Annotated in this window: 12 protein-coding genes and 1 pseudogene; 7 read left to right on the plus strand and 6 right to left on the minus strand. The window is 44.2% G+C overall.

Annotated features, from left to right (window positions below):
* The first annotated feature begins 129 nt into the window (after positions 1 to 129).
* The gene (gene gloB / locus XZ46_RS07965) at positions 130 to 900 is read left to right on the plus strand and encodes a hydroxyacylglutathione hydrolase (RefSeq protein WP_006620578.1); all 771 of its coding nucleotides are present in this window, start codon (positions 130 to 132) and stop codon (positions 898 to 900) included.
* 117 nt (positions 901 to 1,017) lie between these two features.
* Here gloB and XZ46_RS07970 read toward each other — a convergent pair whose 3' ends face one another.
* Together XZ46_RS07970 and XZ46_RS07975 are read right to left on the minus strand one after the other, a co-directional pair.
* Positions 1,018 to 1,578 carry a cyclic nucleotide-binding domain-containing protein gene (locus tag XZ46_RS07970; RefSeq protein WP_006617983.1) on the minus strand — a complete coding sequence of 187 codons (561 nt, stop codon included), beginning with the start codon at positions 1,576 to 1,578 and terminating at the stop codon, positions 1,018 to 1,020.
* Between the two features lie 110 nt (positions 1,579 to 1,688).
* Positions 1,689 to 2,288: an alpha/beta fold hydrolase gene (locus tag XZ46_RS07975; protein ID WP_006620577.1), complete on the minus strand. Its 600-nt coding sequence runs from the start codon at positions 2,286 to 2,288 to the stop codon at positions 1,689 to 1,691.
* Between the two features lie 197 nt (positions 2,289 to 2,485).
* Between XZ46_RS07975 and XZ46_RS07980 the strand changes: the two genes are divergently transcribed.
* The 5 genes from XZ46_RS07980 (at position 2,486) to argC (ending at position 9,754) form a co-directional block, all read left to right on the plus strand.
* The gene (locus XZ46_RS07980) at positions 2,486 to 3,967 is read left to right on the plus strand and encodes a BCD family MFS transporter (RefSeq protein ID WP_006620576.1); all 1,482 of its coding nucleotides are present in this window, start codon (positions 2,486 to 2,488) and stop codon (positions 3,965 to 3,967) included.
* A gap of 325 nt (positions 3,968 to 4,292) precedes the next feature.
* On the plus strand, positions 4,293 to 5,156 hold the full coding sequence (locus XZ46_RS07985; protein WP_048895384.1) for an IS630 family transposase: 864 nt from the start codon (positions 4,293 to 4,295) through the stop codon (positions 5,154 to 5,156).
* Positions 5,157 to 5,422: 266 nt separating this feature from the next.
* Entirely contained in the window at positions 5,423 to 6,616 is a 1,194-nt protein-coding gene (locus XZ46_RS07990) for a glycosyltransferase (protein WP_006669453.1), read from the plus strand.
* An 887-nt stretch (positions 6,617 to 7,503) separates the two neighbouring features.
* The gene (locus XZ46_RS08000) at positions 7,504 to 8,598 is read left to right on the plus strand and encodes a reverse transcriptase N-terminal domain-containing protein (RefSeq protein WP_228116510.1); all 1,095 of its coding nucleotides are present in this window, start codon (positions 7,504 to 7,506) and stop codon (positions 8,596 to 8,598) included.
* Positions 8,599 to 8,722: 124 nt separating this feature from the next.
* The gene (argC, locus tag XZ46_RS08005; RefSeq protein WP_230428079.1) at positions 8,723 to 9,754 is read left to right on the plus strand and encodes an N-acetyl-gamma-glutamyl-phosphate reductase; all 1,032 of its coding nucleotides are present in this window, start codon (positions 8,723 to 8,725) and stop codon (positions 9,752 to 9,754) included.
* A 47-nt stretch (positions 9,755 to 9,801) separates the two neighbouring features.
* Here the strand turns inward: argC and XZ46_RS08010 are convergent, their stop codons facing one another.
* The gene (locus tag XZ46_RS08010; RefSeq protein WP_008049534.1) at positions 9,802 to 10,653 is read right to left on the minus strand and encodes a universal stress protein; all 852 of its coding nucleotides are present in this window, start codon (positions 10,651 to 10,653) and stop codon (positions 9,802 to 9,804) included.
* Positions 10,654 to 10,774: 121 nt separating this feature from the next.
* Here XZ46_RS08010 and XZ46_RS08015 point away from each other — a divergent pair, with 121 nt between their 5' ends.
* The gene (locus XZ46_RS08015; RefSeq protein WP_008049536.1) at positions 10,775 to 11,242 is read left to right on the plus strand and encodes an acyl-CoA thioesterase; all 468 of its coding nucleotides are present in this window, start codon (positions 10,775 to 10,777) and stop codon (positions 11,240 to 11,242) included.
* Here the strand turns inward: XZ46_RS08015 and XZ46_RS38005 are convergent.
* From XZ46_RS38005 to XZ46_RS08035, 3 genes and pseudogenes are all read right to left on the minus strand, one after another.
* Positions 11,239 to 11,595: pseudogene (locus XZ46_RS38005) on the minus strand (sensor histidine kinase). The gene XZ46_RS08015 and the pseudogene XZ46_RS38005 overlap by 4 nt on opposite strands.
* Before the next feature lie 138 nt (positions 11,596 to 11,733).
* Complete coding sequence (locus tag XZ46_RS08030; protein ID WP_006620548.1) at positions 11,734 to 12,063, minus strand: sensor histidine kinase; 330 nt, start codon at positions 12,061 to 12,063, stop codon at positions 11,734 to 11,736.
* A gap of 19 nt (positions 12,064 to 12,082) precedes the next feature.
* The gene (locus XZ46_RS08035; protein ID WP_006620547.1) at positions 12,083 to 12,550 is read right to left on the minus strand and encodes a response regulator; all 468 of its coding nucleotides are present in this window, start codon (positions 12,548 to 12,550) and stop codon (positions 12,083 to 12,085) included.
* Positions 12,551 to 12,573: the final 23 nt, after the last annotated feature.

Consider the following 12,573-nt stretch of genomic DNA (forward strand, 5'->3'; position numbering starts at 1 on the left):
TAAAAAACAAAACTATTTTGGCGAAACGATTAGGATAGCTTAATTATAGTTGGTGTTGTTCTAAGGGTTTTGATAGTGTCAGAATATATTTGAGATCAAAGTGTTCCCTGAGTTGTGAGAGCAAAATGAATGGACGTTTATAGACTACCAGCTTTATCAGATAACTACATATTTCTGCTGCATGACCCCGAACAGAATCAGGCGGCGGTAGTTGATCCAGCAGAAGCGGACCCGGTACTAGCAAAATTGTCGGAACTGGGTGCGGAACTGATAGCGATTTTTAATACCCATCACCACGCGGATCATGTGGGAGGAAATCGTGAATTGAGGAAGCATTTTCCCAATTTAACAGTATATGGAGGCGCAGAAGATCGCGATCGCATTCCCGGACAGGAAGTATTTTTAAAAGAAGGCGATCGCGTAGAATTTGGCGGTCGTAAAGCCGATGTATTCTTTGTTCCCGGTCATACTCGCGGTCATATTGCGTACTATTTTCCGGCTACCGATAAGGAAGGGGGGGAATTATTCTGCGGTGATACTTTATTTGCGGGGGGGTGTGGTCGCTTATTTGAAGGAACCCCTAGCCAGATGGTTAGTTCTCTGTCTAAATTGCGATCGCTACCCGATGATACACGGATCTGGTGCGCTCATGAATACACCTTAAACAACCTGAAATTTGCGCTAACAGTAGATGGTGATAATATCAACTTACGCGATCGCTTGGAAAAAGTCACCATAGCTCGCAGTCAAAACCAACCCACTATCCCCTCATTAATAGGCGTAGAAAAGGCAACTAATCCCTTTCTACGTTGGGATGAACCCGCATTACAGTTAGCCGTTCAAGGTAAAGATGATATCCAGACCTTTGCTCGGATCAGGGGAATGAAAGACCAGTTTTAGGGGTGGTCTAGTGGCGTGAGTAGCACTAAGTCAATCAGCATATCATCTGTAGATGGGGTGATCTTCCACCATCTACAGATATCAAATAACCGCCAATTTTCCGGGAAGATTGAGCTATCAACGCATCTGGTGTATCTTGTGAATTAACCAGTTTAGTTTAGCCTCTGCTACTATCATAAAATCTTGCATATTTTGGGTAAATTCGCAACCAAATAGTATATCTTGTTCAGGTTCAGAAGACTGATAACCCAATTGTCGAACCGTCCCGCGCATACGGTTAGCTAAACACCAACAAATCCCCTGATAAAATCTAGCTGAGAATTTAGAACTACTGCGGAGTTTGCTAGTTAGTTGATAGCGAGGAATTGCCAACAATTCCGTAGTTTCCACAGCTTCAACAGTAGCGACAGGAGCGCGGTTATCCAAAAAAGAAATTTCGCCTACTAATTCCCCTTGTGATAGATAAGCCAGGTCACGATCATGGTTATTATTAGAATGAATATATACCCTAAGTGTTCCGCTTAAAATAATATAAAGCGCGTTGATAGGTGTTCCTTCATGAATCAGTATTTCTCCTTGTTCCAAAGTCTGTAACCTACCTTGGTAAGCTACCCACCGCAGGTCATCTTCATCTAGTCCACCCAGGATAAATAGCGCCTTTTTAGATTTTTCATCCATCTTACTTTAACAACTGGTGGATTAGAGGTTGTGACAACAATATAATCAAAGGATAATGATTGATGGCAAAAATTATCAAGCATCAGATATTGAACAGCTAGATTGGACAGCTATTTGAGAGACTTCAGAAATTGAATTAAATTTTCATGAAACTTATTCGGCGCTTTCAGATAACAAGCATGACCAGCATTTTTAAGGATCGCTTTTTGACAATTCGGCATAGTTTGAATTAAGATATCAGCCTGACTAGGCGGCACAATTTGGTCATTACTTCCCCAAATAGCCAAAGTCGGTATTTGAATACCCTCAAGTTTTTCAGCCATTTTTAAAATACCCACCGGAGCCACAGCCACAAAGCCTCGTACTGACTCATGATGTTGAATTAGAAAGGGTAAACTATATCGACCACTCATAGAAGGAGAAACAATGACCGTGTTATGTAATTGTAAATTGTCAGTTAGCTTCACCAAAAATTGTACAGGTTCATCAGAGATAGTTTCCGAGGTTCCATAGCCGGGAAGATCCACAGCCACCACTCGATAATTTTGATTAGTCAATTGTTTGATGGTGCCGATTTCTTCCCAGGTTTTAGCGCGAAAACTAGCCCCATGTAATAATAAGACCGAAGGAGCATCAGGCTGACCTGCTTCTAAATAGTGAATATTTTTATTTTTAATCTGAATTGATTGAGATATAATAGGGGATTTCATAATTTCACAGAATTTACTCTTGACAGTTTCTCCAGTCTGATCATAGTCTTATCATATCCCATAGACTCCTGAACAGTCTCCCCTAGGTGAATCTAGTTAGTCCCCAAGTAAGGGTAGAAAACTATTCAGTCTAAATCACAACATTTTGCTAGGCTAGGAATGAAGAGTTAATTTGGTATCAATTTCCTATAGGTGCTATGGCAATCGACAGTTTACCTGAGTCAACACCCTCGACAGCAACAAATAAGCCACCAAAACCGAAAGTGGGTATGGTGACGATGTTCCGATTGGGTCTATTTCAAATGGGACTGGGGATTATGTCCTTGCTGACCCTGGGAGTCATTAATCGAGTAATGATTGATGAACTAAGGGTTCCAGCTCTCATGGCGACGGGTGCGATCGCTATGCACCAGTTCGTCTCTCCTAGCCGAGTGTGGTTTGGTCAACTCTCCGACGGAAAACCGATCTGGGGTCTACATCGCAGCGTTTATGTGTGGATGGGTGCGGCTCTGTTTACCACTACTTCTTTCCTGGCTATGCAGGTGACATGGCAATTGGGAACCAGTATTCAAAATTATGGTATGACAGGGATAAGCTATGTTTGGGCGGCATTATTAGCGGTAGTGTTTGCTTTCTATGGTTTAGCTCTCAGCGCCAGTTCTACCCCCTTCGCTGCTTTGTTATTTGATGTATCTGATGAAGATGACCGATCTAAACTGATCAGCATTGTCTGGTCTATGTTGATGGTGGGAATTGTAGTCGGAGCTATTATTAGTTCTAAAATTCTCAATCAGCAGGAAGTTGGCGAGATTGACCCGGTTTCTGCTAACCTACCCACCCCTGGGAGTATGGTTGATATATCCACCCTACAAGCAGCCATTAACCCCCTATTTATCATGGTTCCGACGATGGTATTTCTTCTGTGTATGGTGGCGACCTGGGGGGTAGAAAAGCGCTTTTCTCGATATAGTGATCGCTCTACTTTAGCAGACAGAGAAGACCAAATTACCCTAGGTCGTGCTTTACATATCCTCACCGCTAACCGCCAAACAGGTTGGTTTTTTACTTTCCTGTTAATTATGAGCATTAGCCTATTTATGCAGGATGCTGTACTAGAACCTTATGGGGGTGAAGTCTTTGGGATGTCAATTTCTGAAACCGCGCGATTAAATGCTTTTTTTGGGGTCGGAACTTTGGTGGGAATTGGCTCTACCGGATTTTTAGTTGTCCCGCGTATTGGTAAGAAAAATACCGTCCGTTTAGGTTGTGTGGGGGTAGCGATCGCCTTAGTATTGTTTATTATGGCGGGATTTACCACTAACCCCGAAATGCTCAAGGGTTCACTGTTGTTTTTTGGCTTGTTTTCTGGTATCTTAACTGCTGGCGCTATTAGTTTAATGCTAGACCTGACGGCCGCAGAAACTGCTGGAACTTTTATCGGCGCTTGGGGACTGGCTCAGGCTATGGCGCGGGGTTTAGCCACCGTATTGGGGGGAGCATTCCTAGACTTAGGTCGGTTCATATTTGAGGTTCCCGTTTTGGCTTATGGGACTGTATTTGCAACTCAGGCTGTAGGGATGATTTGCGCCATTAGTTTATTAAGCCGTGTCAATGTTCGAGAGTTTCAGGATAGCACTAAAAAAGCGATTTCTAAAATTCTCGAAAGCGAATTAGATTAATCAGTCAGTTTTTGATGTTGGTAGAGAGTTGAGGCGGGTAAATATGCCTTAATCGTCTCTACTCATCAACGGCGAATCGTTGCTCAAAAATAAGCGGACGATGGGACTCGAACCCAAACTAAAGTCGGAAGGGGTCGAGAATGGGGTCGCCCCCATTCCCTCCCATTCAAAACCGTACTTGAGACTTTCGCCTCATACGGCTCCTGATGTGGATGCCCAATTGGTCAGTGGTACAGTGTTGACTTCACCGCTTAGTCCTTCTTCTATAGCACAAAACAGAACAGTTAGGACGTATAATGGCAAGGATATCTACAGAAGACCCAAAATGCCAGCCCCCTACAGTTACGACCTTAGACAAAAAGTTATTAATGCAATTGAACTAGACGGTATACCCAAAACCGAAGCCAGTCAAGTTTTCCATGCCAGCAGGAACACTATCAATCTCTGGCTCCAAAGAAAAGAACACACCGGAGACTTCCTCCCTAAACCTAATCGCCCACCTGGCAATAACCACCAAATTACCGACTGGCACAAATTCAAGGCTTTTGCCCAAGAGCATGGCGATCAAACCTCCGCTCAGATGGCTCAACTTTGGGATGACGACATCTCTCCTCGCACCATATCCAGAGCCTTGAAGAAAATTGGCTTCACCAGAAAAAAAACTTACGGCTACCAAGAACGTGATGAGCAACAGCGAGAGGCGTTTATTGCTCAGATTCAACATATGGAGCCGGAAGAGTTGGTTTACCTCGATGAAGCTGGCATGAATAGTCAGGACTCGGATTATCCTTATGGTTACTGCGAGGAAGGACAACGCTTCCATGCCCTCAAATCCGGGAAGAGGCAGGGCAGGGTGAGCATGATTGTGGCATGGTGTCATCAACAACTCTTAGCCCCCTTTACCTTTGAGGGTTGTTGTAATCGGACAGTGTTTGAGTTGTGGTTGGAGTTCATCTTAATTCCAACACTGAAGCCAGGTCAGACTCTAGTGCTAGACAATGCAACGTTTCATAAAGGGGGACGGATTCCTGAGCTAGTGGAGGCGGCTCAATGCCGTTTGCTCTATCTACCACCTTATTCGCCAGACCTCAACAAGATAGAGAAATGTTGGTCGTGGTTGAAAGCCCGCATTCGCCACTGCATTGAGCAGTTTGATTCTCTCCATGATGCCATGGATTCCTTTCTCTAAGCTGCGTCCTAACCACCTTTACTAATGCTATAAATCCTGGGAATTTGGGTAGTATAAAATGGATGAATCTAGGGTTAATAAGTAGGCAATTAATGGTTAATTAAGTTGTAGTAATTATCCCAGACTTGGGTAAATTACAGCTGGTTCACCAGTCGCTTAATACATTGCCCTCACCCTCAATCCCTCTCCCAGGGGGGGAGAGGGACTTGGAGATAGGAATAGATTGGGTATAATAATACTCAAAGTTTTGGATAAAGTTGATAGAGATGAAACTTAGCTTTTGTATAATTGCCAAAAATGAAGCCCATCAGTTAGGGGAATGTTTACAGACGGTGGGAAAGTTAGTAGATGAAATGATAGTGGTGGATACAGGTTCTAGAGATGGAACGCCGGAAGTAGCTAAAAATATGGGGGCGAGAGTGTATGAGTTTAGCTGGTGTGATGACTTTGCGGCGGCGAGAAATGCGGGTTTAAAATATGTGACAGGTGACTGGGTTTTGGTATTAGATGCAGATGAGCGATTAAGGGAGGGGATTATTCCGAAAATTCGGAGCTTGATTAACCAGGAAGATTATTTGCTGATTAACTTGGTGCGACAGGAAATAGGGGCGGTGCAGTCTCCTTATTCTTTGGTGTCGCGACTGTTTAGAAATCATCCGGATCTGTATTTTTCTCGCCCTTATCATGCTTTGGTTGATGATAGTGTGATGGAGATTTTGCGGCGGGAACCTGACTGGCGGATAGGTTCTATTCCGGAAATAGCGATCGCTCATTATGGATATAGCACGGATGCGATCGCCGCCAGGAATAAACAACAAAGGGCTTGTCAAGCTATGGAAAGCTATTTAAAACAGCATCCCGATGATCCCTACTTAGCGAGTAAATTAGGGGCTCTGTATGTGCAATTAGGTAAACTCTCAGCAGGTATTGACCTGTTAGAAAAAGGGCTAAAGCAGGCATCTGGAATTGAGGGGGGGACTATGTATGAATTGCATTATCACCTAGGAATTGCCTATAGCAAAAGGGGACAACTAGAGGCGGCGGAAGCACAATATAAAAAGGCGATCGCAGTTAATGTATTCCCTCAATTAAAAATAGGGGCTTATAATAATCTGGGAAATCTGCTGAAAGAGAGGGGCCACCTAAAAGGGGCCCAAAGTGCCTATGAAACGACGATAGAAATTGATCCATTATTTAGCTTAGGTTACTATAATCTGGGTATGACTCTACGGGCGATGGGAAATTCCCAAAAAGCGATCGCATCTTATCAAAAAGCGATTTCTCTTAACCCTCACCATGGGGAAGCCTACCAAAATTTAGGGGCGGCTTTGTTAGGTATTGGCAACATTCCCGATAGTCTGAAAGCCTTTCAAACAGCCATAAGCCTATATGAACAAACCAACCCCCACCAGGCCAAACTGCTCAAAAAAACCTTGTCAGAAATGGGATGGCGAATATAGACTTCTGCACTATGGGGAAATTTGATACTACAATGCAGCAACAGAACTAGGATGGGTATGATGTGAAAGTCTCTATCAAAGGTTCTAAAAGGTCTGGGTAAGTCACAAGACTTATCTCAAAAGCTAATCATGTTAGGAGTCATGCAATAGTGCGACCCGTTAGCCTGAAACTGGGGAAAATCCCCTGGGGGAAAGGCTGCAAGGGGATATAAACCCTTGACAACTGAATATCGCTTGTTGGTGCGGAAATCTGAAAAGTCCCAATATGGGAAGTATCAGAATCAAAAAATCTCCAAGTCCAACCCTCCAAGTGCGGGAGTGAAAACAGTTCCCCACGGTAGCGACTGGTCATCAATCCGTGAAGCGGGAATTGGGCGTAAACCCTGTTAAATGGGGATTTAAGCGCCCTGTAGCTGGCTATGAGTAGGGAAGCGAACTTCTGGGAGAACTACCGTTAGACTCCAAATTAGGCGGGTATACCCTGCCTTATATGTATGGGGCGAGAAAACGTTGTTGTTGCCAACGTTAACAGGTTATTTCTGTAGGGAATAACTAGGCACTCAAAGGGCCCCCGGTAGAAAGGAAGACTCTAAGGCCAGGAACCAAAGCGATTTTCGGAACGGGATAACCCCTAAGTTGCTCTCGGTGGGTTTTTAGCCTATTACTGAGTAGTCAACCAAGGCGGATAACTGGGTATTCCAGGCGGCTTAGGGGAGGGATGGTGTCAGAAGCGAAGGCCCCGACTATAAATCGGGGATATGCAGACGGACACACGGAATTGAGTTGTTGTGCTGAATGAGTGAGTTGCTGTGAAGAAGACTAAAGCCAGTCTGATAGGGACGAGGATGGTATGCGTAGATGAGTCGTTGTTGACGGTGAAGGGGGAGATGAAAGGCCGCCGAAACTGTTGGCAACGTGGTCTATGGAAGCTGCAACAACGGATTTACCGCGCCTCGAAACGGGGTGAGATTAAGGTGGTCCGTAAACTCCAAAAAATGCTCTGTCGTTCGGCTTCTGTGAGGTATCTTGCTAGTGATATTTGTGATGGGGGTTCTATAGCTGTTCAAGAGTGTTTGATGCAATGGGCTTTGGAACCGGAATGGCGGGCTCGTTGGGAGTTGGATGATGATAGTAGTTTCGGGGTTTCATCGGTTGGGGAACTGTTGCAAGCGATCGCTCAAAGTCTGGAAAATGGCCCTAAGTTTGTCTGGGTTGTTGATTTAGCCAGGCTGGGTCAACCGAGAATCTTGGCTCAAAGGTTGCCGGATTTACCGCGCTTTATGGCTTTGAATAAGGCTCGGATTGATGGGGCTTTGGGGTGTTTCTTGGATGCGATCGCACTCGTCGAGTTCAACCACCAATTGAGTCGCTTAATCAGGGAACAGGGCAACCCGGAAACTACTCTGATTCGATTCGGCGAAATTATGGTGATTTTAGATGGTGACATGAGGAATATCAACATCTATCAAAAAGCCGTTAGTGAGTGGCTAGACAAATGGGAAATTTCCCCAGTTTCTGATTTCTATGCTGTCACGAACACGGCTAATTGTGTTGACGAAAACTCTCCGGGTGTTGACCTGTTGGGGTTTCATATTCGCCAGTTTAAAAATCATCATCGCCGGGGATTAAACTATCATACGACTATCAGCCCTAGTCGAGAATCTGCCCATCAACACTATCGAGAATTGGCGGCGATAGTTAGTAGCCATAAAGCCAGTCGTCAAGGGGATTTAATTAACCTACTGAATCGGAAAATTGAGGATTGGTCTGGTCAATATCAATGGGCTAATAACCGCAAAATTCACCGAAATTTAGATAGGTTAATTAACCAAAAATTGCGGAGTTGGGCGAAACGTCGTCACCCGGATCAACCTATTAACTATTGGCGGCGAAAATACTGGCAAGGCACCGAAACAGGTGGCTGTAGGTTTGGCTGTTTCCATAAGGGAAAATGGGTGAGCCTTCTTAAACATACAGTATAACAGCATAGCTTGATTCTGAGGAGCCGTGTGAGGTGAAAGTCTCATGCACGGTTTTGGAGACGAGTAGGCTGGGTGACTGGCTTGCTTAGTTTAACTGAGTAATCAACGTACACCTATCGGAATTGTGGGTGCATCAGGTTATGGTGGGGTGCAACTGGTGCGCTTATTACAGGATCACCCCCTGGTTGAAATTGTTTATTTAGGAGGAGAAAGTAGCGCCGGAAAACCTTTTTGTAGTTTATATCCCCACCTGGGTCATCAGGTGGAGTTGATGATTGAACCAATTGATTTGGATAAAATTGCTAGTCGGTGTGAGGTGGTGTTTCTATCTTTGCCGAATGGTTTGGCCTGCGAAATGGCTCCGCAACTGCTAGAAAAAGGCTGTTATGTTCTGGATCTGTCTGCTGATTATCGGTTTACTAATTTAAATACCTATACCAAGTGGTATAACAAAGAAAGAAGCGCTGATCTGGATGTGGCTAGGACGGCGGTTTATGGTTTGCCGGAACTATACCGAGATGCGATCGCCTCAGCGCGATTAGTGGGCTGTCCTGGCTGCTATGTGACCGCTAGTTTGTTGGCTTTATCCCCCCTATTAAAACAGGGGTTAATTGTCCCTGATAGTGCCATTATTGATGCTAAATCGGGTGCTTCTGGTGGGGGACGACAAGCCAAAACTAATATGTTATTGGCGGAAGCAGATGCCTCGGTTTCAGCCTATGGTATTGGTGGACACCATCGCCACACCCCGGAAATTGAGCAAGTTTGTAGTGATTTGGCTGGACATGATGTGAAGGTGCAGTTTACTCCCCATTTAATGCCTATGGTGCGGGGTATTTTGGCCACGGTTTACGCTAACTTGCGCGACCCGGGTTTGGTGCGGGAAGATTTGCTGACCATTTATAAGGCATTTTACCGAAATTCTCCCTGGGTTAAGGTTTTACCTGGGGGAACTTTCCCCCAAAGTAAATGGGCCTGTGGCACAAATCTTTGTTATATCGGTATTGAGGTAGACCAACGCACCGATCGGGCGATCGTGATTTCTACTATTGATAACCTGATTAAGGGTCAAGCTGGACAGGCGGTTCAATGCCTCAATATTATGAAGGGATGGTCGGAAACTCTGGGACTACCTCAGTTGAGTTTTTATCCCTAAAATTAAGTCTGGGGCGGGTTAATCAGTCTCTCACCCGCCCTAAACTTTTACCCGGCGTGGCGGGTTAATAACACTGGACAGTTGGCGTAAACTCGCACATAGTCGGATAGGGAATTCCCCAGTAGGCGATCGATATCAATGAAACTCTTGGCTACCGTGGGACGGCGATCGGGAGAACCCAGCAACAGCAGATCCGCGTTGATATCTTCTGCGATCCGGCAAATTTCCGGGCCGGGTTTTCCGGTTCCGGTAACACAACGATAACTAAGTCCCATTTGTTTGGCTTGGGCTACCGCCGGGGCTAAAACTGGGTCGTTTTCCGCATTGGCGGTGTAGTCTTCTGCTGATTTGCCACTGAGATCTTTATTAACATGGGCGATAATTAATTGTCCGCCTTGGATGTCTTTCACAAAGTCGATCGCCGTTTTTAGGCATTCCTGGGCTTCTGGGGATGAATTGTAAGCTACCATGACCCGCCGTAGCTTCTTGACATAGGTATCGTCTTTGACCAACAGCATGGGCCGAGATGTGAGTTGGAAAACGTATTGACTGACTGAGTTTTCTAAAATGGCTTGCAGTCGTCCTAACCCCCGTGAACCGATAATAATTAGATCGGCGTTTTCTTCGTCTGCTACCTGACAAACGATATCTTTGGGATCACCTTGTTTGAGTCTAGGATTAACTCGCTGAGGATCGACTTTCACCGATTGGACGGCTTGGGCGAGGATTTTGCCTCCCTCTTCTAGTTTGGCGGACATTCCCTCAGCCGTGACTTGGCTGGGGACTACATGGAGAAGGGTGATAGATGCCTGTTGCAGAGATGGTAAATCCATCAGCATATTTAGCATCTCTTCGCACAGTCCACGACCAGCAACAGCAACTAAAATTTTATTGATCATAGGTTTTGCCCACAATTGAAAACAACGCTCATTATCAAACGCACTATATATATAACTTAGGACAAAGCGGCTGATTAACTGATAATTTGTAGAAATGTAGCGTTTTGGAACGAATTGTAAAGTGTCTCGATTAGAATATCCTAGTTCACAAGATCAGCCCACTAGGACCTCAAATTGGTTTGAGTATCTGGTGGAAGTGTTCCCACATCAAACTGACTATGCGGGGGTGGTTTGGCATGGGACTTATGTGGGTTGGATGGAAGAGGCCCGTATTGGGGCGTTGCGGTCTGTGGGGGTTGGTTATGATCAGTTGGTGGCTTTGGGGTTTGAGTTGCCTGTGGTTGAGTTGGAAATCCGCTATCATCAATTTGTACACATGGGCGATCGCATTAACGTTAAAAATCGTATTGCTGGCTTGACAAAAGTTCGCATTCCCTGGGAATTTGAGATTGAGTCCCTAGACGGTAGTCAACGCTATGTTAGCGCTACTACTACTCTGGTGGTTATCGATCGCCAAACTGGCAAAATTAGACGACAATGGCCGCCTATTTTAAATGAGGCGATCGCTAAACTCATCGATAATGGTTAAGTTACGCTATCTTGGGAAATTGGGGCGATCGGTAATTCTACTCGAAATTCTGCCCCCTCTCCAGGAAGAGAAGATAAAATCAACTGTCCGTGATGTTTTTCTACCACAATTTGATAGCTGGTAGCTAGTCCTAATCCCATCCCTTTGCCCACAGTTTTAGTAGTGAAAAATGGGTCAAATAAACGGGATTGTCACTCCGGCGCAATTCCCACACCATTATCACGAATCCGAATCGCTACCCGGTTAGGATTAACTTGTTCTGTGGTTATCCAAATAGTCGGAACCCAGTCGGAATCATCCCCTTGATTTTGAGCAGATATTAAGCTATCAATAGCATTATTAATTAGGTGCATAAATACTTGATTAATTAAGCCGTGATAACCGTTAATTTTCGGCAAATTTTTCGCCTGTTTATTAATAACTTGAATATCAACAGTATCATCGTTTCCCTGCAATCTATGCTTTATTAAATGCAAAATGCTGTTGATAGATTAATGCCAATCAATCGATTTCATATCTGCTTCATTGGTGGTGCGGCAGAAAATTCGCCAAGCTAACATGATTTGATAAATCCGTTTTATCCCTGTTTTCATGGATCTAATTAAGTTCCGAAGATCCTCTAAAACAAAATCTAGTTCCAGTTTTTCTGCTAGGTCTAAAATCCTGGGGGAAGGATGGGGATATTCTTGTCGATATAAATTCATTAACTCAATGATATCTTGACAATATTGATAGGCAGGTTCAAGGTTGCCAGCAATGAAATTAATCGGATTATTAAGTTCATGAAAAATCCCTGCTAATAATTGATTTAAGGCTACCATTGTCTGCTTTTGGATTAGTTCAACTTGGGTGGCTGCTAACTGCTTTTGGGTCGCTTTTAGTTGCTGATTTTGAAGCTGTAAATCTATCTCTTGGCAGATTTGGGATTTTTAGTTGATTGTTAATCCTCGCCATCACCTCTTCTACTTGAAAAGGTTTCGTGATATAATCCACTCCTCCCACTTGAAAAGCCCTAACTTGATCTTCAATTTGATTAATAGCACTCACCAAAATAATCGGAATTTCCGAAGTTTCTGGATTGTTTTTTAAGGCTTGACAAACTTGATAACCATTGAGACCCTGCATATTGATATCAAGTAAAATTAAGTCCGGTTTTAAGGCATTAACTGCCATGAGTGCCATCTTACCGTTAATAGATTTCCGCACCCGAAATCCAAACTCCATTAACATAGTTGATAATAACCTAATATTTTCTGGGACATCATCAACTATTAAGATATCGGCTGATGCAAAATTATGATTATTCATAATTCATGGCTTTTAATAGTTTT

Source organism: Limnospira indica PCC 8005 (assembly GCF_000973065.1).
In the GTDB taxonomy this organism is placed as follows: Bacteria; Cyanobacteriota; Cyanobacteriia; order Cyanobacteriales; family Microcoleaceae; genus Limnospira; species Limnospira fusiformis.